The organism is Agrobacterium sp., from assembly GCF_059499945.1.
The window spans coordinates 55,975-80,450 of record NZ_JCABZP010000003.1 but is presented as its reverse complement, the minus strand read 5'-3'; the positions used below and the strand labels follow the sequence as shown (position 1 = coordinate 80,450).

The window sequence follows — 24,476 nt, the reverse complement described above, 5'->3', positions numbered from 1 at the left end:
GTTTGAAGCAGCGTAACGGAGAAGATGCGATGACGACGAAAACTCTGTCGGGTTTGTTTGCGGGCTTTCTGACATTGCTTCCGGTCACTGCCGCGCATTCGCAGGTCGTGGGTGAGGTTGGCGTCGACTGGATCGGCAACGACATCGTCATCGAGGCGATTGCCGATCCGAAGATCAAGGGCGTGACCTGCCATGTGACCTATTTCGAGCGCGGCGTGATCGACCGGCTGAAGAACGGCAATTGGTTTGAAGACCCATCCAACAACGCCATTTCCTGTAGCCAGACGGGGCCGGTGGAGATCGGCGATATCGATCTCTCGAAGGGCGGGGAAGAGGTGTTCCGGCAGGGCATGTCGCTGGTCTGGAAGAAGCTGGTCGTCAGCCGCGTCTATGACAAGGCCAATGACACGCTTATCTATCTGGTGCATGCACGGGAGCTGACTGACGGTTCGGCCAAGATGGCGATTTCCACGGTGCCGCTCTATAACCAGCAGGTCACATGGGAAAAGGGCAAGCCGTAAGGCTCGCCCCCTCGCAATTGCGTTATTGATGCCTGGATCAGGCTGCTTCGCGCGCCAGCTCGTCGGCAATGACCGTGTCGAGGTTGAGGAAGCAGACCATGCTCTTTTCCAGCGCGACGATGCCGCGGCAGAAGCTGCGCTGCTCTTCCGGAATGATATCGGGCGCGGGCTGCAGGTCTTCGGAGCGGATGGTCATCATGTCGGAGACCTGCTCCACCAGAAGGCCAACCAGCTTGCCGCCGATATCGGTGACGATGATAGCGGAGCGTTCGGAGGGCTCGGTCATTTTCATGCCAAGGCGGCCGGCCATGTCGATGACGGGAATGACGGCGCCGCGCAGGTTGATGAGGCCGAGAACATAGGGCGGGGTGTGCGGCATCGGGGTAACCGGCGCCCAGCCGCGGATTTCGCGGATCGCCATGATGTCGATGCAGAATTCCTGATCGCTCAGATGGAAGGAAACGATTTCGAGATATGCGCCGGATTGCTTGATGGCGTTGGACATGACGGCAGGTTTCCTCTGATGGCTCTCTAACAGGCCCGCGCAGGATTGAGCTTTATGCGGTAGCCGGATAATGGACCGGGAGACATCATGTCGAGGCTTAAAAACCGCTATGGTCATAATGCACAGCAAGATTTTAAACTTTCCCTAACAATTGCCCCGCGCCTGCCGGCAAAACCCAGTATTTTGGCGGTTTTCGCGCCCACGCAAACAGGTTATGATAGGCATATGAACGCGCTCGTTTCCCATCCGCTGAAGTTTATTCTGGCAAGTCTTGCGGCTGTGGCCTCGCTTGCCATCGTGCTTCTTGCCTTTGACGGCTGGGTGCGGCACGGCACGGATATTTTCCTGTCTACGGTGCAGAGCGGCATCGCCTGGTGCCTCTGACGTTTTTTCGGCTGCGGATTTGTGACAAATCAGCGCGGTCGGCTCAAATACGTCCAGTTGATTTGCCGTCGCCACCGCCTTTCGTTATCTGTCTGCCAGAGCCTGCGATATGCCGCCGGCTTTCGGGGTAGGATTGGAAAATGAGAAATATTCGCATCGTATTGTGGGCTGTCGTGCTCGTTCTCGCCGGTGTCGTCAGCTGGTTGACGATCGAAATGACGAAAACCCGGGAGCAGATGGTGGAGACGGCCTATGGCGTGCCGTTCGAACTGACGGCGCAAACCGGCCAGCCGATTACCGAAAAAGCCTTTCAGGGTAAGCCGACAGCGCTGTTCTTCGGTTTCACCCATTGCCCGGAGGTCTGCCCTACAACCCTGTTCGAGCTGAACGGCTGGATGGAGAAGGTGGACCCGGCCGGCGACAAGCTGCAGGCCTATTTCGTCTCCGTCGATCCCGAGCGCGATACGCCTGAGATCATGCAGCAATATGTCTCCAACGTCTCGAAGCGGATCACCGGCATCACCGGCCCGGCCGACAAGATTGCCGAGACGCTGAAGGGCTACCGCATCTATGCCAAGAAGGTGCCGGTGGACGAGAAGGATCCGAATGGCGATTACACCATGGATCACACGGCGTCCGTCATCCTGCTCGATGCCAATGGCCGCTTTGCGGGGACGATTGCCTATGGGGAAAATCCCGATGTCGCCGAGCAGAAACTTCAGAATCTTCTGAAGGGTACGAAGGTTTAATTACGCGCGGCTTATTGGACTGACTGCGGTTTTGTGGCAAAGGCAGACACAGAACTATTAGCCAGAGAAAGCAGCCCGCCGTGAGCGAAATCCGACTTTACGTCACCACGACCGAAATCCAGGCGGGTGAAATCCTCGATCTCATGTCGGACTATTTCGGCGAGGAGGATGTCGCGATTGCCACCACCGAGGTGGATGAAAAGCGCGATATCTGGGAAGCCTCGGTCTATCTGATGGCTGAACAGGAAGAAGAGTTCCGCGAGCGTGTCAGCGCGCTGCTTGCTCCTGCCTTTCCCGGTCTCGTCATCGAGAAGGAGACCGTTCCTGACGTTGACTGGATCGCCAAGTCGCTCGAGGGGCTGAAGCCGGTCAGGGCAGGGCGCTTCATCGTGTATGGCGCCCATGATCGCGATAAGGTGCAGGCGAACGATCTGGCAATCGAAATCGAGGCGGGGCAGGCTTTCGGTACGGGCCATCATGGCACGACGGCCGGCTGCCTTGAGATGATCGAGGAAGTTCTGCGGGCGAGAACGGTGCGCAATGCGCTGGATCTCGGCACCGGCAGCGGCGTTCTGGCGATTGCTGTACGCAAGATGCGTCCAATTCCCGTGCTTGCAACCGACATCGACCCCATCGCGGTGAAGGTGGCGAAGGAGAATGTGCGGCTGAACGGTATCGTCTCCGGGCTTGCGCTGGAGACCGCGCCGGGTTTCCACTCGGACGCTTTCCGCAAGCATGGCCCGTTCGATCTCATCATTGCCAATATTCTGGCGCGGCCGCTTATCAAGATGGCACCGCAGCTCGTCACGCATCTGGCGCCCGGCGGCACCGTCATCCTGTCGGGCATTCTGGCGTCACAGCGCTGGAAAGTGCTTTCCGCCTATAATGGCGCGCGGCTTTCCCATGTCCGCACGATCTGGCGTAATGGCTGGGTGACGCTGCACCTGCGCAAGGACTGAAGCTTCCCCAGCATCCCTTTCGGGGTAAAAGAAAAGGCGGCGCTTTCGCGCCGCCTGGAAACCCGCGAGCAGATGGGAGGAGTTTGCTCAAGCGGGTCGACGTATTCCTGTTCGGCGCGGCGGAGGGAGGATCTCCGCACCGGACACTATCAGAATACGTAGCTGGACTTTGCCTTGCGACGCAGATCGGCGCGGTTCATGCCGAGCGCTTCCAGCGACTTGTCGTCGAGGTTCAGAAGGGCGGCGTTGACGTGGCGGCTGACCTGACGCTCGCGTGCTTCAACGACGCGATCGAAGGCGGTGCGGAGGAAAGATTTTGCCATTGCTTCAAATCCTTGTTTGCCATGAGAGTGTCTCTCTCTCGCTGTGTTGCCCTGAAGATAAGCGATGTGTTTTTGTTTGGTTAGAGGGGATATCTCAGGGTAGATATGCGTTTTTCGCATGACATATTGCCTTGAGTATTACTTATTTCGCGAAACATGCACAATTTATCGTCGCAATCCCATCTGTCATATATGGCTTGAAACCGGCTTTGTCCGCATGGCATTGTCGTGCCGCGCCAACGGTTTGATGGCGCGATCATACAGTTTTTCTCATGACAGTTCCCGAAAGACGCTCATGTTCCAGACCTTCGAAAACAAATCCGCGCCGCAATTCGGCAAGGCCCGTGTCGAGGCGCTGCGCGCCAGTTTCGACGCCCTCGGCATCGACGGTTTTCTGGTGCCGCGCGCCGATGAATATCAGGGAGAATATGTGCCTGAGTGCGCCGAGCGCCTCTCATGGCTGACCGGCTTTACCGGTTCCGCCGGCATTGCGCTGGTGACGCGCGCGGAGGCGGTGGTTTTTGTCGATGGCCGTTACACAACGCAACTCAAGTCGCAGGTCGATCAATCGATCTTCAGCGGCGGCGATCTGGTTGGCGCGCCGCCCTCCGTCTGGCTGGCCGAACATGCTCCACAGGGTTTCCGGCTCGGCATCGATCCGTGGCTGCACACCGGCGCGGAGTTGAAGCGACTGGAAAAGGTGCTTGCCGGCAAAGGCGGTTCGGTCGTTCTCCTCGAAAAGAACCCGCTTGATGTCCTGTGGCAGGACCGTCCATCCGAGCCGCTGGAGCCCGTCGTTATCCAGCCCGAGGCCTTTACCGGCAAGCTGGCGAAGGAAAAGATCGCCTCGCTGGCGGAAACGGTCTCGGCAAAGGGCGCAGATGCCCTGCTGGTTACCGATCCGTCGTCCATTGCCTGGATTTTCAACGTTCGCGGCAATGACGTGCCGCATACGCCGCATCCGCTCGCGCGCGCCATCATCTATGCGGATGGCAGGGCGGATATTTTTCTCGACAAGCGGAAGACCGGCATTGAGACCGAGGCTTATCTGGCGCAGCTCGCGACACAATTGCCGCCTTCGAAAATCGCCGACCGCCTGCATGCCATTGCCAGCGCTAAAGGTCGCGTCATGGTGGATGCCGATCTGACGCCGGTGGCGCTGACCGGCGCGATTACCGCGGCGGGCGGCACCCTGATCGAGGAGGCTGATCCTGTCCGCTTGCCGCGCGCGCGCAAGAACAAGGCGGAGCTGGCCGGCTCGGCAGCCGCTCATGTGCAGGATGGGGCGGCCATGGTCGAATATCTCTGCTGGCTGGACCGTCAGCAGCCCGGCAGCGTCACCGAAATTGCCGCCGTCAGGGCGCTCGAGGCCGCTCGGGTCAAGGTGGGGCAGGGGCTGCAAAACCCGCTCAAGGACGTATCTTTCGACACGATTTCAGGTGCCGGCGAACATGCCGCCATCATCCATTACCGCGTCACGACGGATACGGACCGCACACTTGCGGATGGGGAGATGTTCCTCGTCGATTCCGGTGCGCAATATGTCAACGGCACCACTGACATCACCCGCACGATTGCGATCGGCGCCGTTCCGGAGGAGCAGAAGCGTTTCTTCACATTGGTGCTGAAAGGCATGATCGGCATCAGCACCGCACGGTTTCCCAAGGGAACGCGTGGTTGCGATCTCGACCCGCTGGCGCGCATCGCGCTCTGGAAAGCGGGAGCGGATTACGCCCATGGCACCGGCCACGGCGTCGGCTCTTATCTTTCGGTGCATGAGGGGCCGCAGCGTATCTCAAGGCTTTCGACGCAGGAACTGCTGTCCGGCATGATCCTGTCGAACGAGCCGGGCTATTACCGGCCCGGCGCTTTTGGCATCCGCATCGAGAACCTCATCTATGTGCGCGAGGCGGAAGAGGTCGCCGGCGGTGACCAGCCGATGTTCTCCTTCGAGACGTTGACATGGTGCCCTATCGACCGCAGGCTGGTGGTCACCGCTCTCTTGACCGACGAAGAACTCGACTGGTTGAACACCTATCACGCCGGGGTTCTGGAGAAGCTTTCTCCCTTGATCACCGACGAGGAGGTTAAGGCGTGGCTCGTTGCCGCAACGAAGCCATTGGAGCGGGTCGCTTAAAGCAGCCCGAAATGCCTGATGGCGATGACGATGGCCCAGCCGACGGCCAGCATCGTCAGGCCGGGAAACCGCAGACAGACCAGAAGTGCTGCCACCATGCCGATCTTCACCTCGTATCCGCCTTCAAAAAAGGCGGGTGCGACGAGCGTGGTCAAAACCGCGACCGGAACGGCGTTCAGTCCCGCCTCCATGCGTGGCGGGATGGATTTCATCCGCGTCATCAGAACATAGCCGCCGATGCGGGTGAGGTAGGTGGCGATGGCGGCGAGCGCGATCAGGATCAGCGTATCGGCGTGCAGCATGTCGCTCATGGCGTTTCCACCCCGTTTTCAGAATTCGATGCGCCGTTCGGTTTTGGCGGATAAAGGACCGCAACGAGAATTCCGGCGACCGCGCCGAGGCTCACATGCCACGGGGAGCCGACGATGTGATAGGCAACCGTTGCGCCAACCGCGCTTGCCAGCATGACAGGGTAGAAATTCTCCCGCTGACGGAAGCTCAGCACCATGCCCATGAAATAGATCGGCAGCAGCACATCGAGGCCAATGGCTTTCGGATCGCCGACCATATTGCCGAGCGATGCGCCGAGAATGGTCATGGCCAGCCACAGCACATAAACGGGCGCGGCAAAGCCCATGTACCAGGAAAAGCCGACCGTGCCGGTATTTTCATATTTCCTGACCGATTCGGCGAATTGCGGATCCACCAGCACGAAGAAACCAGCGGCTTTTTGCAGGAATGACCAGTTCGAGATCATCCGGGCAATGGCGGCCGAATAGAGGATATGGCGAAAATTGACGGCGAAGACGGAAAGAACGATCAGCCAGGGGGCAACCTTCTGGCCGAACAGTTCGATACCAACGAGCTGGCTTGCACCCGCATAGACGGTGCCGCTCATGATCGTGGCTTCGGTGACGCTCAGCCCGTTATCGACTGCGACGGCGCCGAACAGCGCACCGAAGGGGGCGGCGGAGAGGGCGATCGGGAAACCGCTCTTCAATCCCTCGCGAAAATCTGCATTGAACATGTCTGGAAACTCCTTGCCGCCGCTCTATCGCCGTCCCGTCCGGCTGGCAAACGAATTGCATGAATGGATCGATTGATTAACTTGAAGCTTCCGTTACGGTATCGCCCCATATGGCCGGTGCCGGGCCGGCTTCACCGCCGTCTTCTCGTGCACCTCAACAGTCAGACGATGGAAGATCGATGCTGGAAAAGCAGGAAAAGGCCGCGCTGGCCGCACGTATCAGGGATTATCTTGCCCGTGAGACCGAAACCGAGATCGGCCATCTGCAGGCGGAGATCTTCGTCGACTTTCTGGCAGAGGAGCTGGGGCATGTTTTTTATAATGAGGGGCTCAGGGATGCGCATGCCGCGATCCTGAGACGCCTTGAGGATGCAGCAGGCGATATCGACGTTCTGGAGAAACCGAAGCCGCGGTAACGGCACTCTCCTTCCTCATCCCTGTGCTCGTCACAGGGATCCAGCCAGCCCAAGTCCTTGGGCTGGAAAGACTCTCTCGCCGCGCAGACGCGCGTCGGCTGGATTCCTGTGACGGGCACAGGGATGAGGAGAGTGGTAAGCCCAGTGTTCTTCAGTCCCGCAGAATGTCGCGGCTTTTGAGAACGATTGCGCCCTTTTCCCGCATGGTGGTAATCGCGGCCTTGATGCCCTGCGGATCGATGCCGCGGCTGGCATCCTCGATGAAACGCACCTTCACATCAGGCAGCATGTCGAGGGCATCGAGCACCGAAAAGCTGACGCAGTAATCGGTGGCGAGGCCGCAGACGTCGAGTTGCGTGATACCCTGGCGGTTCAGATAGTCGGCCAGTCCCGTCGTCGCGCCCTGATCATTGTCGCGAAAGGCGGAATAGCTGTCGACGGCGGGGTTTTCGCCCTTCTGCTGGATGTAATCGAAGGTTTCCGTCTTGAGATCAGGGTGGAATTCCGCATCCGGTGTACCCTGCACGCAATGGTCCGGCCACATCATCTGCGGTTTGCCGGAGAGTTCGCCCATGTCGAAAGGTTTCTTGCCGGGATGCTGCGAGGCGAAGCTGCCATGATTTTCCGGGTGCCAGTCCTGCGAGGCGACGATGAGATCGTAGCCGCCATTGTCGATCAGGGCATTGGCGATGGGCACGACCCTGTCGCCATCGGCAACGGCCAGATTGCCGCCCGGGCAAAACCCGTTCTGGATATCGATGAGCAGCAGCGCCTTCATGATGTGCCTCCCTTTTGAGGGCAGGATGCCAAGCCGGCTTTGGCGGATCAAGCCCCTTTCGATTTCTCCGGTAAGCATGGGTGTTTCCGGCAGGGGCTTGCCCTGTCGCAGTCCTGCCGCATTTGCAGCAAATTTCCGGCCAAGTCGGAATTTACCTGACAATGCGGCGACGGAAATTTTTAGGCCGATGGCGCTCCTTTAAGGGGTATTTCCCGGGACGATGCAGTGCGGATGCACGCAGTACCCGCGCAAGTCATTGTTTTGCCTTCGCCTTACAATGCGCAGACCTTAACGAAATATTTTTGCAGGGACTCGTAAACACTTTGGTTACCATAATTCGTCATGCTTCGAACCAGTCAATTCCGAAACCGGCGTGGTGTCCGCCCGCTCTTCGGATGTCCCAAAATCCCTCCGGCGTCGGCCGGGTATGCGTGAACGGTTCGAGTAACGAGTATCATGGCGTTTTCTGCTGCGGCCTATAATGGTGCCGGCTTTGCCGGTTCGTCTTCCGCCAAGAGAGGCAAATCCTCTTCGCTCGGACGGATGTCCGCGCTTCTCGGCGGCGGCGTTTTTGCCAGCCTTTTCGCAGTCGCAGCCTTTGCCTCGCTGCATAGCATGGCCGCTGCCTCGCATGGTGTCGGACAGTTTGAAAAGACCCTGGTGACGAGGCTCGATTCGGCTGAAACGGCGATTGTCCGCACGGCCGCGCGAGATATTCACATCCGCAAGTTTTCCCGTTTGAGTGACCATAGCCACGGCCAGCAGAAGGCTGTTCGCCTTGCCGGCATCATGCCCGAGATTGGTGCGAAGGAATTCGGCGAGCGCTTCGGCGCGGCAGCGAACGCGAAAGGGCAGGCGACCGTTAAGGAACTCGCCGCGCTCAAGCCTTCGGCAATCGTCGATTCGGCGCTTGGACGCACCTCCGAGGTCGCCTATCAGAGCGCCGTTCCGCAGCATCCGGCATTTGAAGTGGCGCTGGCGCGGCCGCAGATCGAGGAAGAAGCAAGCAGCCTGCTGCCCGATGATGTGCCGCTGCCGAGTTTCCGGCCTGAAGTCGCGACGGCTCAGGCGGTCGAGCCGTCACCGCGTCCTGCCACACCGTCCAGGGCCGAGGTTGCTTCGGCGCCTGCTTTTGATGCGCCGGTTCCCCTGCGCGCACCTGCGCCGCCCAAGCAGAGCACCGGCGCCATGCTCGCCTTTGCAAAGCCTGATAATCCGATACGCGAGCCGAGCAAGATGGATGCGGTTCCGTGGCCGGATCGCGGCAACGGCACGGCGATCTACGATATTTCCTCCGGTGTCGTGCACATGCCGAACGGCGAGAAGCTGGAAGCGCATTCCGGCATCGGCAAGATGCGCGACAACCCCGATTACGTGCATGTGAGAATGCGCGGTTCGACGCCGCCCTCCAGCTATCGTCTGACGATGCGCGAGGCGCGGTTCCACGGAGTCGAAGCCATTCGTCTGACACCGGAAAGCGGCGTCAACCCGCACGGCCGCGACGGTCTTCTGGCGCACACCTACATGCTGGCAAAACGCGGTGAATCGAACGGCTGCGTTGTGTTCCGCGATTATTCGCGCTTCCTTGCGGCCTTCAAACGCGGCGAAGTCAAGCGCATGGTGGTGGTGCCGAAACTGAACGGTAACCGGCCGACACTTGCCAGCAGCGGCGGTAAAAGCGGCGGCAAGACCCTGATCGGCATGTTCTCGCGAGGCAGCGACTCCTGAGCTTTCTTAAGTTCTACGCATTTTCCGGACGTAAAACCGCTGCGCATTTTTACTGAAAATGCTTTAGCGACTGCGCCGCTGTGTCAGCACCATGCCGGCCAGGATCAACAGAATCCCAAGTGCGCTTGCCCAGATTTTCGGCGGATGATCGCTGAAAAGATCAAGAACCACGCCTGAAACCATTTGGCCGCTGATGACCAGAAGGGCGGTATTGACCGCACCGATGCGCGGTATGAGCCAGCTTCCCGAAGCGATGAAAACGACGCCGATCGGGCCGCCGATAAAGGCGAGCCATGGCGCATCGGCGGCGCCCGGCGGAATGAGGCCGCCGACAATAAGGCCGATGACGGTCAGCACACCAAAACCGACAATGTGGTTCCAGAAGGAGGCGATGAGCGGCGAGTTCGACAGGCTGAGGCGGCCGTTGATCTGGCGGCTCAGCGCCACGAAGACGCCGCCGGCAAAGGCCATGGCGATCCAGAGTATCATGCCGTTCTCCCCACAAGGATGATAAGCGCGCTGCCGCACAGGATCAGCGCCACCGCCGCCATGTCCCGCAGGTCCGGCTTTCTTTTGGGCAGACCGAAGAGGCCGAAAAGATCAGCCAGGAGGCTGAAAATCACCTGTCCGCCAAGCCCAAGCGCAATGGTGCCGGAAAGCGCCAGCGGCGAATTGACGGCGGTGGAGGTGAGGATGACGATGGCGGCACCCACCACCCCGCCGCAATAGGCCCAGAGCGGCGCTTTCGGTTTTGCCGGTGCTGCTGCGTCTTTCTTCGGGCGCATGATGGCGAGATAGATCAGGGCGGCCACCGTGCCGGTTCCATGCGCTGTCCAGGAGGAAAACAGCGCATTGCCGTAATGGGCAAGCTGACCGTTGAAATGCACCATCAATGTCAAAAGGCAACCGCTGGCGAAGGCGGCGGCAAGATGCAGCGGGTTGAGGCGTGGATGCGTCGTGTCTGTCATGGCGGGCCGGAAAGCTGAAGAGGAACCCGAGCTTTAGCCGATATGTGCCTGAAGCGGAATCGAATTGCGCCGCTTTGCTGCTTCACGCGACATTATCCTGTGCGTTGCGGAACAAGCCACCCTGCCGCGCATTATTGCAGCATGAAGAAAACGACGCGCAAACCATTGAACCGGATGACGATTTTCGTCGTTTCGATTTTCCTTATCGCAGCCGTGGTCGCGGCCGTCTATCTTGTCGGGTTCACGCCCGGCGAAGTGTAAGACAGATAATTCAATGACTGGCTGGAGCGGTCTTGCCCTTGCCGCCTCCCATAGCCACCTTCGCCTTCGCCATGACGAAGCGGATGCCGCGCAGCAGGAAACGACTGGTTTCCAGAAAGGCGCGATAGGGCAGTACGGTGAAATAACGCCAGCGCGGGAGGCGGTAGATGCGCAGATTGTTCTGGATCTGGCTTTCTCCGTCCGCATCTTGCGTGGCGCAAAGCGGGGAGATGAACGCCGCCTTGAGGCCCGCGAGATATTCCAGATCGAATGCGATGTCATAGGCGAGCCGCATGGGGATCAGTTTCGATATCCATTTTCCGGCGCGGCGGTTGACGAGATAGGCTCCCGACCCTTTTTCCCGCGTGATCGCAATGGCGAGCGAACGACCATTGGAAAGCGGGCGGAACGGAAATTTCCGGCCATTGCTGACCGTTGTCAGCCTCAGCAGATCCCAGTCGCCGCCGTTCAGCACCGCCTCATCGATGGCGTTGAGAAAATCATCATCGAAGACCACGTCATCCTCAAGGATGAGTGCTATATCGGCGTCGCCTTCCGTGAATTTTTGGGCGCAGGCGACATGGCTGAGATAACAGCCGATTTCCGGCGGCGAGGTGCGGCGGCCATGCATGAGCATGTAGGAAATCTCGCTGAATTCCGGGATCGGGTAATTCAGCTCCCTGCCATTGACGCCGGGGACGCGCTCCGCCTTCAGCCCCATGGCGTCAAGGCGGGCGTTCATATCCGCGAGGCGTTTGGTGGCGCTGTCCATGTTGATCAGGAAAACCGCAAGCTTGCGCTGGCTTTTCGGTAATATATGCAAAGCAGTCCTCACCCGGTTTTCACATCCCCATTGCAACTCCTTTATTGCAACGGCATGACGTGGGCTACGGAAAAAGCGGTCTGCGGGCACTCATAGTTGTCGAATCAAACCTTTTCCACAAATCCATCCAGCACGCGCTTCTGTCCGGCGCGATCGAAGTCGATCGTCAGCTTGTTACCTTCGATGGCGGAAACATTGCCGTTGCCGAATTTGAGGTGGAAAACGCGGTCGCCGACAAAGAATTTCGACGGCTTGTCCGCGACGGATTTCGCCACCAGCTCGCCCTCTATCGTACGGGTGCGCGGGCCACTCTCGCCATAACCGATTCGTTCCACCGCATGGCCGGAGCGGGTGCCCCAATTGTCGCGGGTGGCGTCGCTGCGGTTCTGCTGCGCGCGCTTCCAGCCGGGGGTGGAATAGTTGTTGGTGAAGGGGTCGGCCTTGTCGAAGCGCGACTGGCCGTAGCCGCCGCGTCCGCCATAACCGCCGTAATTGCTGTCGGATGCCGCGACATCCACATGGGCCGACGGCAGTTCATCAAGGAACCGCGAGGGCAGGGTGGATTGCCACAGCCCGTGAATGCGCCGGTTCGAGACGAACCAGATATGGCAGAGCTTCTTGGCGCGTGTGATGCCGACATAGGCGAGGCGGCGTTCTTCCTCCAGACCGGAGCGACCGCCTTCGTCCAGAGCCCGCTGGTGCGGGAACAGGCCTTCCTCCCAGCCGGGCAGGAAGACGGTGTCGAATTCCAGGCCCTTGGCGGAATGCAGCGTCATGATGGAGACGGCATCGAGATTTTCGTTCTGCTCGGCATCCATGACGAGCGCCACATGCTCGAGGAAGCCGCGCATGCTCTCGAAGGCCTCCATCGAGCGGATGAGTTCCTTGAGGTTTTCCAGCCGGCCTGGCGCTTCGGCCGTCTTGTCGGCCTGCCACATGGCGGTATAGCCGCTTTCGTCGAGAATCTGCTCGGCAAGCGTGGTGTGCTCGGTATTTTCCAGGAGACCCTGCCAGCGGCGGAAATCCTGCACCACATCGAACAGCGCCTTGCGGGCCTTCGGTTTCAGCTCGTCGGTCTCGATGATATCGGCGGCTGCCGCCAGCATCGGAATATCACGGGCGCGGGCATAGTCGTGCAGGTTGCGGATGGTCGTATCGCCGAGGCCGCGCTTCGGCGTATTGACGATCCGCTCGAAGGCCAGATCGTCGGCCGGCTGGCAGACGAGGCGGAAATAGGCCATGGCGTCGCGGATTTCGAGGCGCTCATAAAAGCGTGGGCCGCCGATGACGCGATAATTGAGGCCGAGCGTCACGAAACGGTCTTCGAATTCGCGCATCTGGAAGGAGGCGCGAACGAGGATCGCCATGTCGTTCAGCTTGTGGTTCTTGCGCTGAAGCTGTTCGATTTCCTCGCCGACCGCGCGGGCTTCCTCCTCGGAATCCCAGGCGGCATGCACAACGACTTTTTCATCGTCAGGGCTGCTGCGTTCGGTGAACAGCGTCTTGCCGAGACGGCCCTCATTATGGGCGATCAGATGCCCGGCTGCGCCGAGAATATGCTCGGTGGAGCGATAGTTGCGTTCGAGCTTGATGACCTTGGCGCCGGGAAAATCCTTGTCGAAGCGGAGGATATTGTCCACTTCCGCGCCGCGCCAGCCATAGATCGACTGGTCATCGTCACCCACGCAGCAGACGTTCTGCGGCTCGTCCTTGGCGCGCTGCGCGAGAAGCCGCAGCCACATATATTGCGCCGTATTGGTGTCCTGATATTCGTCCACCAGAATGTAACGGAACTTCTGGTGATACTCCTTCAGAATATCCGTGTGGCGGCGGAAGATGCTGATCGGGTGCATCAGAAGATCGCCGAAGTCGCAGGCGTTCAGTGTTTTCAGCCGGTTCTGATAGGCGGTGTAAAGTTCGCGACCCTTGCCATTGGCGAAAGCGCGGCTGTCACCCTCCGGAATATCCGGCGGCGTCAGCCCCTTGTTCTTCCAGCCGTCGATCATGCCGGCAAACTGCTTTGCCGGCCAGCGCTTGTCATCGAGACCTTCGGCCTGAATGAGCTGCTTGATCAGCCGCACCACGTCGTCCGTATCGAGAATGGTGAAATCCGACTTCAGGCCGACGAGTTCGGCATGGCGGCGCAGAAGCTTGACGCCGATGGAGTGGAAGGTGCCAAGCCAGGGCATGCCCTCGACAGCGCCGCCGACCAGAACGCCGATACGTTCCTTCATCTCGCGGGCCGCCTTGTTGGTGAAGGTCACGGCAAGGATCTGGCTGGGATAAGCACGGCCGGTCGCGAGAATATGGGCGATGCGGGTCGTCAGAACGCGGGTCTTGCCGGTGCCGGCGCCCGCAAGGACAAGAACGGGTCCGTCAAGCGTTTCCACGGCGTCGCGCTGTTCCGGGTTGAGGCCGGAAAGATAATCGGGCGCAGCACGCGTCTGATCGCGCGCAGCCATCGCGCGGGCGGCAATGCCGAGCCCGCCGGCGCTTTCCGCGCCTGCATTATTCGTCGCTCTGCGCGGCGTCACGGGTTCTTCATCGAAGAACGGCATATCGTCGAAACTGTTGCTCATGCGGCCCAATGTAGTGATTCGGGATATAAAGGCCAGAACCGCGTTCTGCTTTTATTCCGGTATCATCGGTCAAAACGCCTATTCCAAGGCATTTTTTGCTTCATGCCTGCCTGTCGGCATCAAAAGCGGCATCCACCGGGACTTGCAGCGCCACCGCAAGCTGGTTGGTCTTGGCGGCAAGCGCGATGACCCGCAGGAGATCGGCGTGCTGCTCGCCGGTCATGCCCTTGGCTTTGGCGGCGGCCGTGTGGGAATGGGCGCAATAGGAGCAGCCATTGGTGACGGACACCGCGATGTAAAGCATTTCCTTGACCACGGGGTCGAGCGCCGAAGGTGTCGCCATCACCGCCTTGACCTCGGCCCATGTCTTTTCCAGAAGGTCAGGATCGAAGGCGAGGTAGAGCCACATATTATTGATGAAGCCCGACTTGCGGGTGGTGCGGATGTCGTCAAATACCGCCTTGACGCGCGGATCGGCTTCGGGATTTTGTACTTTCGTTACGGTGCTCATGGCTTCCTCCGGTTCTTTTCCTGTGGGCAGATTACCGCGCTGAAGAATATTTGCGATAAAAATGGCCTTCGTCGTGTGCTCGACGAGAATCCATCACAAATTACAATTACGTAAGAAACGGATTTGTGCGTTGCCTCGTTTTAAACGAGGGGGAATACTGCTGCTGTCCCGAAGCCTGCGCTTTAGGGGCTGCTTTATGCTGCGATGATCAACCGGAGAACTATATGCGGGTCTGGAAACAGGTGGGTGTCAGTCTGGCCGTGGTGGGAGCAGGGCTCTGTCTCTGGGGCTTTTATTCGCCCGAAGCCCGCAATGTGCTCGCCAGCATGGGGCTCGGCAAAACGCCGGCAGGCGCGGTAGAAGTCGCAGCGGCCGGCTCGCCCGCAGGCCAGAATGGTGGTTCGCGGCGCAACGGCAACGCCACCCTGGTGGTGACGGCTCCCGTGAAAAAGGGCACGGTCAATGACCGGCTGAACGCCATCGGCAACGGCCAGGCGATCCAGTCGGTCGTCGTCATGCCGCAGACATCGGGCACGCTTTCAGAAATCCGCACGGCCGCCGGCGCGCGCGTCGTGAAGGGGCAGGTGCTTGCGCGGCTCGATGACGAAGAGCAGGTGATCGAACGCGACAAGGCGCAGGTCGCGCTGCGCAGCGCGATTGAAAAATCCAGTTCCTACAAGAACCTGAAATCCGTCTCCCGCCTCGATGTGATGGATGCGCAGATTGCCGAGGAGTCCGCCAAGCTGGCGCTCAGCACCGCCGAACTCAATCTCAGGCGCCGCGACATCGTCGCGCCGATTGAGGGTGTGGCCGGTATCGTCGCCGCCAATATCGGCGACAACGTTACCACGCAGTCAACCATCGTCAGCATCGACGACCGGTCGGAAATTCTCGTCAATTTCTGGGCGCCCGAGCGGTTTGCAACCGTGATCAAGGTCGGAATGCCGGTGGAGGCGACCTCCATTTCGCGTCCCGGCGAAAACTTCAAGGGTGAAATCGAAGCTGTCGACAACCGTGTCGATGAAGCAAGCCGCACGATCCGCATCCGGGCGAAGTTCGGTAACGAGAAGGACGAGCTGAGGGCCGGCATGTCCTTCGGCGTCACCATGCGTTTTGCCGGGGAGACCTATGCTTCGGTCGATCCTCTGGCCGTGCAGTGGGATGCGGAAGGCTCCTATGTCTGGCGCGTCACCGACAACAAATCGAACAAGGTTCGGGTGCAGATCGTGCAGCGCAACCCTGATGCGGTTCTCGTCAAGGCGGAGCTGGCGGAAGGCGAGCCTGTCGTGATCGAGGGCCTTCAGCGCGTGCGTGAAGGCGGTGCTGTCCGCGTCGGCGAACAGCCGAAACCGGAGGAGGTCGCCAGCCAATGACGCAGTCGCCTTCCGGTCAGGATTCCAAGCTCGCTTTTACCGCATTGTTCGTGCGCCGGCCTATTCTGGCGGCGGTCCTCAACACGCTGCTGGTCGTGGCTGGTCTCGCCGCTCTGGTTGGCGTCGAGGTGCGCGAATTGCCCGACGTCGACCGGCCGTCGATCAGCGTCAGGACCACCTATGAAGGTGCTGCACCTGAGACGATCGACCAGGAAGTGACGCAGACCATCGAAGGTGCGGTGGCGCGTGTCAGCGGCATCAAATCCATCGCTTCCAACTCGCAATTCGGCACCAGCCGCGTGACGATGGAATTTGGCGACAATGTCGACATGGCCGTTGCGGCCAACGATGTGCGTGACGCTATTGGCCGCGTCACCAATCAGCTGCCCGATGATGCCGACGAGCCGCAGATCATCAAGGCGGATTCCGACAGCCAGCCGATCATGCGCCTTGCCGTCACCTCGTCGACGCTCAGCATGGAAGATCTGACCAAGCTGGTGGATGACGAGATCATCGACCGTCTGGCTGCTGTCGACGGCGTTGCCGATGTCGAGCTTTATGGCGATCAGGAAAAGGTTTTTCGCGTCGATCTCAATCAGGCAGCACTCGCCAGCCGTGGTCTGACCGTGACCGATGTTTCCAACGCGCTCGCCAGCGCGGCACTCGACGTGCCGGCGGGGTCGCTGAAAAGCACGACGCAGGACATTGTCGTGCGCGCCACGGCGAGCCTGACGAAGCCCGAGGATTTTTCCAACCTTCTCATTAAGAACAATATCCGCCTTCGCGACGTGGCAACCGTCATGCTCGGTGCGGATGACGAATCCACCTCGCTGCGCTCCAATGGCGTGCAGGGTGTCGGTCTTGGTGTCATCCGTCAGGCGCAGTCCAACACGCTCAATATTTCCACCGGCGTGAAGGCCGCCGTCGATGCCATGTCGGCCAATCTGCCAGAAGGCACACGCATCGTCGTCACCAGTGATGACGCCGTCTTCATCGAAGGCGCGCTGCACGAGGTCGAACTGGCGCTCGGTCTTTCGGCGATCATCGTCGTCGTCGTGCTTTATCTCTTCCTGCGCGACTGGCGCGCCACCCTCATTCCGGCGATCACCATGCCGGTGGCGCTGATCGGCACCATTGTCGCCATCTACATGGTCGGCTTTTCGGTCAATATTCTGACGCTGCTCGCCATCGTTCTTGCGACCGGTCTGGTGGTCGATGACGCCATCGTGGTGCTGGAAAATATCGTGCGCCGCCGGGCGGAAGGCATGGGGCCGCGCGCCGCTGCCGTTCTCGGCACGCAGGAAGTCTTCTTCGCGGTCATCGCAACGACGGCAACGCTAGCCGCCGTCTTCATTCCGCTCTCCTTCCTGCCGGGCCAGCTTGGCGGCCTGTTCCGCGAATTCGGTTTCGTGCTGGCCTTCGCCGTGGGCTTGTCCTCCATCGTGGCGCTGACGCTCTGCCCGATGCTGGCTTCCCGCATGCTGAAGGAGGGGTTGAAGGAACAGACGGGACCGCTCGCCTGGTTTGGCAATGTCTTTGCCTCCACCTACAAGTCGACGCTTTCCGCCTGCCTGAACAATCCGCTGATCGTCATTATCGTGGCGCTGATCTTTTCGGGTCTGTCGTGGATTGCCTTCGGCATGATCCAGAACGAGCTGACGCCGCGCGAGGACCGTGCCTCGATCATGATGCGGGTTACCGCGCCGCAGGGCGTCAGCCTTGAATATACCCGCGACCAGCTGCAGCGCATCGAGGAAAATCTGCAACCGCTGCGCGACAGCGGGGAAATCCGCAATATCTATTCCATCACGGGCATGAACGGTTCCTCCAATACCGGTTTCATGGTGCTGACGCTCGCCCCTTGGGCCGATCGCGAGCGCACCCAGAATCAGATCGCCGCTGACGTCACGTCCGCCGCCAACAAGGTGCCGGCGCTGCGCGGCAGTGCGATGCAGCCGAACAGCCTGCGTATTCGTGGCGCCGGCAACGGTTTGCAGATGGCGATGGTCGGCAGCAACTATGCGGCGCTGACGGCGGCGACGCAGAAACTGCTGCTTTCCATGGAGGAAAGCGGCCTGTTCGATACGCCGCGTTTCGACAATGAGCCCAATCAGGCGCAGCTTTCCGTTTCCATCGACCGCGAGCGCGCCTCCGATCTCGGCATCGATATCACCGGGCTGTCACGCGCCATGCAGTCGCTGCTGGAAGGACGCTCGGTCGTTGACGTTTTCGTGGATGGCGATGCAATCCCGGTGCGGCTCCTGTCCTCCACCCGGCCGATCAATGATCCGACCGATCTTGAAAATGTCTTCCTGAAAACGGGCGACGGCAAGATCGTGCCGATGTCGGTCATTGCTTCGCTGAAGGAAAATGCGGTCGCGCCGCAGCTCAATCGCGAGCAGCAGCTTCCCTCCGTCGGCTTCACGGCCAATCTGAAGGACGGTGTTTCGCTCGGTCAGGCGCTGGAGAAGGTGAACGAGCTTTCGCAATCCGTCCTGCCGCCCGGCGCCCGTCTGCTGCCGCTCGGCGAGGCGGCGACGCTTGAGGAGAACTCCAGCGGCATGTTGCTGACCTTCGGTTTTGCCATTGCCATCATCTTCCTCGTGCTGGCCGCGCAGTTCGAAAGCGTGTTGAGTTCGGTCATCATCATGACGACGGTGCCGCTCGGCCTTGCCTGCGCCGTCATCGCGCTGCTGGTCACCGGATCGAGCCTCAACGTCTATAGTCAGATCGGTCTTGTGCTGCTTGTTGGCGTGATGGCCAAGAACGGCATCCTGATCGTGGAATTCGCCAATCATCTGCGCGATCAGGGCGCGACCGTACGGGAAGCCATTGAAAAGGCCACCAGCATCCGCCTGCGTCCTGTCATGATGACGATGATCGCCACCATTCTCGGCGGTGTGCCGCTGGTGCTGGCGCAGGGCGCGGGCGCGGAAGCGCGCATCGCGCTCGGCTGGGTCATTGTCGGCGGTCTCGGTTTCGCGACGCTGGTGACGCTTTATATCACGCCGGTCTCCTATCTGCTCATCGCCCGCTTTGCCAAGCCGCAGGCGGATGAGGAAATCCGCCTCCATCGCGAGCTTGAACTTGCCGCCCGCCGCAAGGCGCTGGAGGAGGACAAGCCGTTGCTCGCAGCGGAATAGGACGGAATTTCGTAACGGATCGAATCCGTTACGGGCAGATGTTGCGGTGGAGATGGATGATGGCGCTGAAAGACGTTGTTGCGGGTGAGCGGAATGAAGAGGGCATTGCGTCTGCGCTCGCGGTGCTGAAGCAGCAGTTGGGTGACAAGGTCCAGACGGGCCAGGCGTTCCGCGAGCAGCATGGCCACACCACCACCTATTTGACCCTGCAGGCGCCGGATGGCGTGGTTTTTGCCGAAAGCGCCGATGATGTGAAGGCCGTGGTGAAGGCTTGCGCCCAATACAAGGTTCCGGTCATTCCCTTCGGAACGGGGTCTTCGCTTGAAGGGCAGGTCAATGCGCCCAACGGCGGAATCTGCATCGATTTCAGCCGGATGAATCGCATCATTGAGGTGAATGCCGAAGATCTTGACGTGACGGTGGAGCCGGGCGTGACGCGTGAGGACCTCAACGTCTATCTGCGCGATACCGGCCTGTTCTTCCCGATCGATCCGGGCGCCAATGCCTCGATCGGCGGCATGGCCTCGACGCGGGCCTCAGGCACCAATGCCGTTCGTTATGGCACGATGAAAGACAATGTGCTTGCCGTTACGGCTGTTGTCGCCAATGGCGAGGAAATCCGCACCGCTCGCCGCGCCCGCAAGTCCTCCGCCGGTTACGACCTGACGCGGCTTTTCGTGGGGGCCGAGGCGACGCTCGGCGTCATCACGTCCGTGACGCTGCGGCTTCAGGGCATTCCGGAAAAGATCGCCGGCGGTGTCTGCACCTTCGACACGATCAAGGCGGCCTGCGATGCCGTCATCATGACGATCCAGATGGGCGTTCCGGTTGCCCGCATCGAATTGCTTGACGAGGTGCAGGTGCGGGCGTGCAACGCCTATTCCGGCCTGAACTACGCGGAGAAGCCGACGCTTTTCGTGGAGTTCCACGGGACCGAGGAGACGGCGGCTCTGCAATCGCAGCAGTTTGCCGAGATCGCGGCGGAATGCGGCGGCGTCGACTTCCGCTGGACGAGCGATGCCGCCGAGCGCAACAAGCTCTGGAAAGCGCGTCATGACGCCTATTGGGCGTCGCGGGCGCTCGCACCGCATCTCGATGGGTTGTCCACCGATGTCTGCGTGCCGATTTCGCGCCTCGCTGACTGCGTGGTGGAAACGCAGCGGGATATTGAGGAGAACGGTTTTCTCGCGCCGATCGTCGGTCATGCGGGCGACGGGAACTTCCACGTCCTTATTCTGTTTGATGGCAAGGATGCCGAAAGCGTCGCGAAAACCGAAGCCTTTGTCGCCCGTCTCAACCGCCGCGCCATTGCTATGGACGGCACCTGCTCCGGCGAACACGGCATCGGCCAGGGCAAGATGAGTTTTCTTGCCGAAGAGGCCGGCAATGCACTGGATGTGATGCGCGCCATCAAAACGTCGCTCGATCCGGATAATATCTTCAATCCGGGCAAGTTGTTCCGGCTTGTCTGATCATCCTCACAATTGATTGGTACAAAAGGCTGCTTGCCGTTAAGGCAGAAAAGAATAGGTTTGCAGCGTTCGCGAAGGGAGATGCAGGTCAGTGCTCGGGCGTATTCTGGTTTTTCTGGGCGGACTGCTGGCCGTGGTGCTGTTCTCGGCGCTGCTTATTCCCTATTTCGTCGACTGGACGGATTTCCGCCGCGATTTTGAAGACCAGGCGAGCCGTATTCTCGGCAAGAAGGTGGTTGTGCATGGCCGCGTTGAGGCCCGCATCCTGCCTTTCCCCTCGGTAACGCTGCATGATGTGCGCGCCGGAACGGATGCGGATGGATCGCCGCTCATTCAGGTCGCGCGTTTTTCCATGGATGCCGAGCTTGCGCCTTTCCTTTCGGGCGAGGCCCGCATCTTCGACATGCGCATCGAGGAGCCCAAGGCGAAGATCAGGCTGCTGAAAGATGGCACGCTGGACTGGATGCGCGGCAGCCGGGCGGAAATTCCCGCCCGCACCGTGGTTCTGGAAAGCGTGCAGATCGAAGGCGGGCAGATCGAATTCATCGACGAGCAATCCGGCCGCAATCGCGTGGTGACCGGTCTCAACGCCGACATGTCCGCCAATTCGCTGGCCGGGCCGTGGAAGGCCGAAGGGCGCGCCGCCATTGACGGGCATCCGGGGTCGTTCTCGCTCTCCAGCAGCGAGCCGGATTATGCCGCCGGCCGCATGGGCCTCAGGGTCCGCGTGGTGCCTGACGAACATCCGGTCGAGGTCGATCTCGATGGTGCGATTGCTGCAACGGCGGGAAAGCCCGCTTATAGCGGTTCTTTCTCCTTCAGTTTCCGTGAGGATGAAAAGCAGAAGCAGCAGGCGGGCCAATCGCTGTTTTCTTCGCCGCGCACCCGCGGCAGTTTTGAACTGACCAATGAAAGCGTGCGTATCCCGAGTTACCGCATGGAACTCGGCGGCAGCGAAAATCCCTATGTCGTGACGGGCGAGGCGACGCTCGATACCGGCGCCAAGCCAGAGTTCCTGCTGACGGCCGACGGCCAGCAGATAGATGTCGCCCGCTTCGCGCCGCCTGTCGTGCAAACGGGCAAGACCTCACGCCAGCCCACCGCCTCGGTTCGCCAGCGCATTGAAGCCTTTGCGGCCATGGTGGCCCGCATCCCGGTTCCGCCGGTGCCGGGCAAAGCGAGCATCAGCCTTCCCGCACTCGTTTCCGACGATACGACCATCCGCGACATCCGGCTGGATGTGCGCCCGGAAGGCAGTGGCTGGCAGGTGGTGAATGCCGTGGCGACGCTGCCGGGCAGGACCCAGCTTGAAGCCAAGGGATCGCTGACGCTGCTTGGCGGCCCCGCTTTCAACGGCAATCTGCTGCTCGCCTCCAACCAGCCTTCGGGGCTGGCGAACTGGCTTTCCGGTTCCGTCGATCCGGCGATCCGCCAGCTCAATGCCGCCGGTTTTTCCGCCGATGTTTCACTGACGACGCTCAATCAGCGTTTCGACAATCTGGAGCTTGCGATCGGCGATGCCTCGCTGAAGGGCGAGCTGGAGCGGCGTTCCGACGGCAAGACTTCCAATCTCTCCATTGATCTGTCGGGCAACGAAATCGATCTCGATGCGCTGAGGGCGCTCGGCAGTCTGGCGCTTGGCGATCAGGTCGGCAGTTCCGTCCTCGACCACCGCATTACCGCAAAATTCAAGGCCGACCGGTTCAACATGGCCGGTGTGACCGCCAATCACGTCGAAACCGCCTTCACCATGGCCGGCGGGATTCTCTCGCTTGAAAACATGACGGCCGGCGATATTGCCGGCGCGGAGGTGAAGGCCAGAGGGCAATTGCAGGGTTCGCTGCTGAATTATTCCGGCAAGGGCACGGTGAACCTGCATGCTGCGGACATGCAGCCTTTCTTCACCATGCTGCAGCAGAAATTGCCAAACCATCCATTCCTCAGCCGTCTGGCGGCGAGCGCGCCATGGTACGCCAATTCCGACCTTGCCATGGATGTTTCCGTCAACAGCGAAAATGGCGGGGCCAATGTCGCCGTCTCCGGCACCGTCAATGGCAGCCGGCTCTCGGCCGTTGCCAAGATGCCAGATTTCCTGTCGATCACCGATGATACGGCCATGTCGCTGGAAGCCGTCCTGAAGAACCAGTCGACCGCAATCCTGTTCGGGCAGGCGGGGCTTGATCCGCTGCCTTTTGATGCGGATGGCGAAGGACTTCTCTCGGTCAAGCTCAACGGCACGCTCGGCTCACCCGCCCAGACGGAGCTGCGCTTCTCGACGGAACGGACGCATTTTTCGATGAACGGTTCCTTTGCCGTTTCGGCCGCCAATTTCGGCGAGGGCAGCGCCGATGTGGCGCTCGAAAGCGCTGACATCGAGCCATACCTCATCATGAACGCTGTCGGTCTGCCGCAGCTTGGCGGCGGCATGGCGCTGAAGGCCAATGCGAAAGTGGCGGTGGACGGGCAAAAGATCGCACTTTCCTCGATCGGCGGGCAGGCGGGCGGAAACCCTTTCTCGGGCAATCTGACATTCCAGCGTGCCACGCCCCATCCTGTAGACGGTGATCTCTCCGTCAGAACCGTCGAACTCGCCTGGCTGGGGGATGCGATCTATGGGCCGGTGATCGACCCGGAAACCGGAGCGCTCAATGCCAAGCCTCTGGCCATGCCAGCCTTCCCGCAGCTCAAGGCTTCGCTCGCCTTGAAAGCGGAAAGCTTCGAGGCCGGTCCCTTTGGTACCGTCACCGGTGTTTCGGCCAGGGTCACGCATGATGCGGGCAGTCTGTCGCTCGATGACGTTGCCGGCACCTTCATGGGCGGTAAGCTGACGGGGCGGCTTGCCATGTCGACGGGCGAAGGTGCGGGCATTTTCCGCACCAAGATCGCGGTGACCGATGCCAATCCGGAGCCGATCCTTTGGGCCAATGCCAACGGGCCGGTTGCGACAGGTCGGGTGGCCGTTGACCTGACGGCCGAATCGACGGGCAAAAGTGTCGGTGAGATGCTGAAATCAGCGGGTGGATCGGGTGAAATTAGGGCCAGCGGGCTTGTGCTGAAGGGACTTAATCCCGGTGCCTTCCCGCCGATCCTGCAGGCGGCTGATGGTTTGCAGCAGCCGATCGACGCGCCCAAGGTGCGGCCGCTGGTGGACCAGAGCCTGTGGCAGGGTGAAATCGGGCTTGGCGATGTGGCCTTGCCGTTCTCGCTGAATGGCGGCGCGCTTCATTTCCAGAATCTGCGTGCGGGGATCGATCCCGTAACGCTGACGGCCGACGCGACGGTTGATCTTGCGGCTTCGACCGTGAATGGCGACCTCGATCTTCTGTTCAATCCCGGTACCGAAACGGTCGCAGGGGCCGAGCCATCGGTGCGTCTCAACTATAACGGTCCGCTTGCCGCGCCGGCTTTGACGACCGATGTTTCAGCGCTCAGCAATTACCTGTCGCTCAGGGCTTTCGAAAAGGAACGCCGCCGGGTGGAGGCCATGCAGGCGAGTGTTCTTGAAAAGCAGCGCCTGCGCCGCGAAGTCGCGCTTTATCGCTCTCAGGCGGCCGAGCGGCAGGCCGAGAAGGAGCGGGCGGAGGCGGAAGCCAAGGCCAAGGCTGACGAAGAGGCGCGTCTGAAGGCGGCAGCCGAAGAACGTCTGCGCCAGGAAAAGGAACAGCAGGAGCGGTTGCAACAACAGCAGCAGGAACAGGGGCAACAGCCGGTACCCGAGCGGCAATCCGCGCCGGTTCTGGTGGTGCCTCCGACGGAAAACGCCATCCGGCAACTGGCGCCGGAAAACGCTCCTGCCACGCCGTAAGCTTGCGGGCAGGG

At 60.5% G+C, this 24,476-nt stretch carries 21 protein-coding genes; 11 read left to right on the top strand and 10 right to left on the bottom strand.

All coding sequences use genetic code 11. The annotated features are described in order from the left end of the window. Positions 1-29 precede the first annotated feature (29 nt). Complete coding sequence (locus AC5I5B_RS02515; protein ID WP_004430787.1) at positions 30-521, top strand: CreA family protein; 492 nt, start codon at positions 30-32, stop codon at positions 519-521. A 37-nt stretch (positions 522-558) separates the two neighbouring features. Here the strand turns inward: AC5I5B_RS02515 and AC5I5B_RS02510 are convergent, their stop codons facing one another. After that, entirely contained in the window at positions 559-1,026 is a 468-nt protein-coding gene (locus tag AC5I5B_RS02510) for a chemotaxis protein CheW (protein WP_004430791.1), read from the bottom strand. 87 nt (positions 1,027-1,113) lie between these two features. Between AC5I5B_RS02510 and AC5I5B_RS02505 the strand changes: the two genes are divergently transcribed. From AC5I5B_RS02505 to AC5I5B_RS02495, 3 genes are all read left to right on the top strand, one after another. Next, positions 1,114-1,410 (top strand): hypothetical protein, encoded by a 297-nt coding sequence (locus tag AC5I5B_RS02505; protein ID WP_223564867.1) that lies wholly within the window; start codon positions 1,114-1,116, stop codon positions 1,408-1,410. A 140-nt stretch (positions 1,411-1,550) separates the two neighbouring features. Further along, complete coding sequence (sco, locus tag AC5I5B_RS02500; protein WP_004430794.1) at positions 1,551-2,159, top strand: cytochrome oxidase assembly protein Sco; 609 nt, start codon at positions 1,551-1,553, stop codon at positions 2,157-2,159. An 80-nt stretch (positions 2,160-2,239) separates the two neighbouring features. Continuing rightward, complete coding sequence (locus AC5I5B_RS02495; protein WP_004430796.1) at positions 2,240-3,118, top strand: 50S ribosomal protein L11 methyltransferase; 879 nt, start codon at positions 2,240-2,242, stop codon at positions 3,116-3,118. 149 nt (positions 3,119-3,267) lie between these two features. Here the strand turns inward: AC5I5B_RS02495 and AC5I5B_RS02490 are convergent, their stop codons facing one another. After that, a complete protein-coding gene (locus tag AC5I5B_RS02490; RefSeq protein ID WP_003522343.1) occupies positions 3,268-3,441 on the bottom strand; it encodes a hypothetical protein in 174 nt (57 codons plus the stop codon). 295 nt (positions 3,442-3,736) lie between these two features. On the opposite strand from AC5I5B_RS02490, the gene AC5I5B_RS02485 reads away from it, so the two are divergent. After that, the gene (locus AC5I5B_RS02485) at positions 3,737-5,578 is read left to right on the top strand and encodes an aminopeptidase P family protein (protein ID WP_111834737.1); all 1,842 of its coding nucleotides are present in this window, start codon (positions 3,737-3,739) and stop codon (positions 5,576-5,578) included. Here the strand turns inward: AC5I5B_RS02485 and AC5I5B_RS02480 are convergent. Then, positions 5,575-5,889 carry an AzlD family protein gene (locus tag AC5I5B_RS02480; RefSeq protein ID WP_004430802.1) on the bottom strand — a complete coding sequence of 105 codons (315 nt, stop codon included), beginning with the start codon at positions 5,887-5,889 and terminating at the stop codon, positions 5,575-5,577. The two genes, AC5I5B_RS02485 and AC5I5B_RS02480, sit on opposite strands and share 4 nt — an antisense overlap. Next, positions 5,886-6,605 (bottom strand): AzlC family ABC transporter permease, encoded by a 720-nt coding sequence (locus tag AC5I5B_RS02475; RefSeq protein ID WP_060725086.1) that lies wholly within the window; start codon positions 6,603-6,605, stop codon positions 5,886-5,888. Before AC5I5B_RS02475 ends, AC5I5B_RS02480 begins: the two co-directional genes overlap by 4 nt. Before the next feature lie 179 nt (positions 6,606-6,784). Here AC5I5B_RS02475 and AC5I5B_RS02470 point away from each other — a divergent pair, with 179 nt between their 5' ends. Beyond that, positions 6,785-7,021, top strand: a complete 237-nt coding sequence (locus tag AC5I5B_RS02470; protein ID WP_004430806.1) for a DUF2164 domain-containing protein — start codon at positions 6,785-6,787, stop codon at positions 7,019-7,021. A 151-nt stretch (positions 7,022-7,172) separates the two neighbouring features. Here the strand turns inward: AC5I5B_RS02470 and pncA are convergent, their stop codons facing one another. Continuing rightward, entirely contained in the window at positions 7,173-7,799 is a 627-nt protein-coding gene (gene pncA, locus AC5I5B_RS02465) for a bifunctional nicotinamidase/pyrazinamidase (RefSeq protein ID WP_111781808.1), read from the bottom strand. Between the two features lie 456 nt (positions 7,800-8,255). Between pncA and AC5I5B_RS02460 the strand changes: the two genes are divergently transcribed. Beyond that, positions 8,256-9,527, top strand: a complete 1,272-nt coding sequence (locus AC5I5B_RS02460; RefSeq protein WP_099086068.1) for a DUF2778 domain-containing protein — start codon at positions 8,256-8,258, stop codon at positions 9,525-9,527. Between the two features lie 63 nt (positions 9,528-9,590). On the opposite strand, the gene AC5I5B_RS02455 is transcribed toward AC5I5B_RS02460, so the two are convergent. The 5 genes from AC5I5B_RS02455 to AC5I5B_RS02435 form a co-directional block, all read right to left on the bottom strand. After that, positions 9,591-10,016 (bottom strand): DMT family transporter, encoded by a 426-nt coding sequence (locus tag AC5I5B_RS02455; RefSeq protein WP_111834738.1) that lies wholly within the window; start codon positions 10,014-10,016, stop codon positions 9,591-9,593. Next, entirely contained in the window at positions 10,013-10,495 is a 483-nt protein-coding gene (locus tag AC5I5B_RS02450) for a DMT family transporter (protein ID WP_111834739.1), read from the bottom strand. The genes AC5I5B_RS02455 and AC5I5B_RS02450 overlap by 4 nt, the downstream gene beginning before the upstream one ends. Before the next feature lie 271 nt (positions 10,496-10,766). Then, positions 10,767-11,579 (bottom strand): glycosyltransferase family 25 protein, encoded by an 813-nt coding sequence (locus tag AC5I5B_RS02445; RefSeq protein WP_087744553.1) that lies wholly within the window; start codon positions 11,577-11,579, stop codon positions 10,767-10,769. Positions 11,580-11,683: 104 nt separating this feature from the next. After that, positions 11,684-14,158: an ATP-dependent helicase gene (locus tag AC5I5B_RS02440; RefSeq protein ID WP_077998920.1), complete on the bottom strand. Its 2,475-nt coding sequence runs from the start codon at positions 14,156-14,158 to the stop codon at positions 11,684-11,686. Positions 14,159-14,258: 100 nt separating this feature from the next. Beyond that, positions 14,259-14,669 (bottom strand): carboxymuconolactone decarboxylase family protein, encoded by a 411-nt coding sequence (locus AC5I5B_RS02435; protein WP_495752296.1) that lies wholly within the window; start codon positions 14,667-14,669, stop codon positions 14,259-14,261. Between the two features lie 224 nt (positions 14,670-14,893). Here AC5I5B_RS02435 and AC5I5B_RS02430 point away from each other — a divergent pair, with 224 nt between their 5' ends. The 4 genes from AC5I5B_RS02430 to AC5I5B_RS02415 all read left to right on the top strand — a co-directional run bounded on the left by AC5I5B_RS02430 (position 14,894) and on the right by AC5I5B_RS02415 (position 24,462). After that, entirely contained in the window at positions 14,894-16,042 is a 1,149-nt protein-coding gene (locus AC5I5B_RS02430; protein ID WP_495752295.1) for an efflux RND transporter periplasmic adaptor subunit, read from the top strand. Then, on the top strand, positions 16,039-19,185 hold the full coding sequence (locus AC5I5B_RS02425) for an efflux RND transporter permease subunit (protein ID WP_080866284.1): 3,147 nt from the start codon (positions 16,039-16,041) through the stop codon (positions 19,183-19,185). The genes AC5I5B_RS02430 and AC5I5B_RS02425 overlap by 4 nt, the downstream gene beginning before the upstream one ends. A 59-nt stretch (positions 19,186-19,244) precedes the next feature. Beyond that, a complete protein-coding gene (locus tag AC5I5B_RS02420; protein WP_495752294.1) occupies positions 19,245-20,657 on the top strand; it encodes an FAD-binding oxidoreductase in 1,413 nt (470 codons plus the stop codon). A 91-nt stretch (positions 20,658-20,748) separates the two neighbouring features. Beyond that, positions 20,749-24,462 (top strand): AsmA family protein, encoded by a 3,714-nt coding sequence (locus AC5I5B_RS02415; protein WP_111834742.1) that lies wholly within the window; start codon positions 20,749-20,751, stop codon positions 24,460-24,462. Positions 24,463-24,476: the final 14 nt, after the last annotated feature.

What these genes read in the sequence shown, in the direction of transcription:
- AC5I5B_RS02430 (WP_495752295.1), top strand. Translation starts at nt 14,894, where the DNA reads ATGCGGGTCTGGAAACAGGTGGGTGTCAGTCTGGCCGTGGTGGGAGCA.
- AC5I5B_RS02515 (WP_004430787.1), top strand. Translation starts at nt 30, where the DNA reads ATGACGACGAAAACTCTGTCGGGTTTGTTTGCGGGCTTTCTGACATTG.
- AC5I5B_RS02440 (WP_077998920.1), bottom strand. Translation starts at nt 14,158, where the DNA reads ATGAGCAACAGTTTCGACGATATGCCGTTCTTCGATGAAGAACCCGTG.
- AC5I5B_RS02490 (WP_003522343.1), bottom strand. Translation starts at nt 3,441, where the DNA reads ATGGCAAAATCTTTCCTCCGCACCGCCTTCGATCGCGTCGTTGAAGCA.
- AC5I5B_RS02455 (WP_111834738.1), bottom strand. Translation starts at nt 10,016, where the DNA reads ATGATACTCTGGATCGCCATGGCCTTTGCCGGCGGCGTCTTCGTGGCG.
- AC5I5B_RS02435 (WP_495752296.1), bottom strand. Translation starts at nt 14,669, where the DNA reads ATGAGCACCGTAACGAAAGTACAAAATCCCGAAGCCGATCCGCGCGTC.
- AC5I5B_RS02470 (WP_004430806.1), top strand. Translation starts at nt 6,785, where the DNA reads ATGCTGGAAAAGCAGGAAAAGGCCGCGCTGGCCGCACGTATCAGGGAT.
- AC5I5B_RS02475 (WP_060725086.1), bottom strand. Translation starts at nt 6,605, where the DNA reads ATGTTCAATGCAGATTTTCGCGAGGGATTGAAGAGCGGTTTCCCGATC.
- AC5I5B_RS02460 (WP_099086068.1), top strand. Translation starts at nt 8,256, where the DNA reads ATGGCGTTTTCTGCTGCGGCCTATAATGGTGCCGGCTTTGCCGGTTCG.
- AC5I5B_RS02480 (WP_004430802.1), bottom strand. Translation starts at nt 5,889, where the DNA reads ATGAGCGACATGCTGCACGCCGATACGCTGATCCTGATCGCGCTCGCC.
- AC5I5B_RS02420 (WP_495752294.1), top strand. Translation starts at nt 19,245, where the DNA reads ATGGCGCTGAAAGACGTTGTTGCGGGTGAGCGGAATGAAGAGGGCATT.
- AC5I5B_RS02485 (WP_111834737.1), top strand. Translation starts at nt 3,737, where the DNA reads ATGTTCCAGACCTTCGAAAACAAATCCGCGCCGCAATTCGGCAAGGCC.
- AC5I5B_RS02510 (WP_004430791.1), bottom strand. Translation starts at nt 1,026, where the DNA reads ATGTCCAACGCCATCAAGCAATCCGGCGCATATCTCGAAATCGTTTCC.
- AC5I5B_RS02505 (WP_223564867.1), top strand. Translation starts at nt 1,114, where the DNA reads ATGTCGAGGCTTAAAAACCGCTATGGTCATAATGCACAGCAAGATTTT.
- AC5I5B_RS02425 (WP_080866284.1), top strand. Translation starts at nt 16,039, where the DNA reads ATGACGCAGTCGCCTTCCGGTCAGGATTCCAAGCTCGCTTTTACCGCA.
- sco (WP_004430794.1), top strand. Translation starts at nt 1,551, where the DNA reads ATGAGAAATATTCGCATCGTATTGTGGGCTGTCGTGCTCGTTCTCGCC.
- AC5I5B_RS02450 (WP_111834739.1), bottom strand. Translation starts at nt 10,495, where the DNA reads ATGACAGACACGACGCATCCACGCCTCAACCCGCTGCATCTTGCCGCC.
- pncA (WP_111781808.1), bottom strand. Translation starts at nt 7,799, where the DNA reads ATGAAGGCGCTGCTGCTCATCGATATCCAGAACGGGTTTTGCCCGGGC.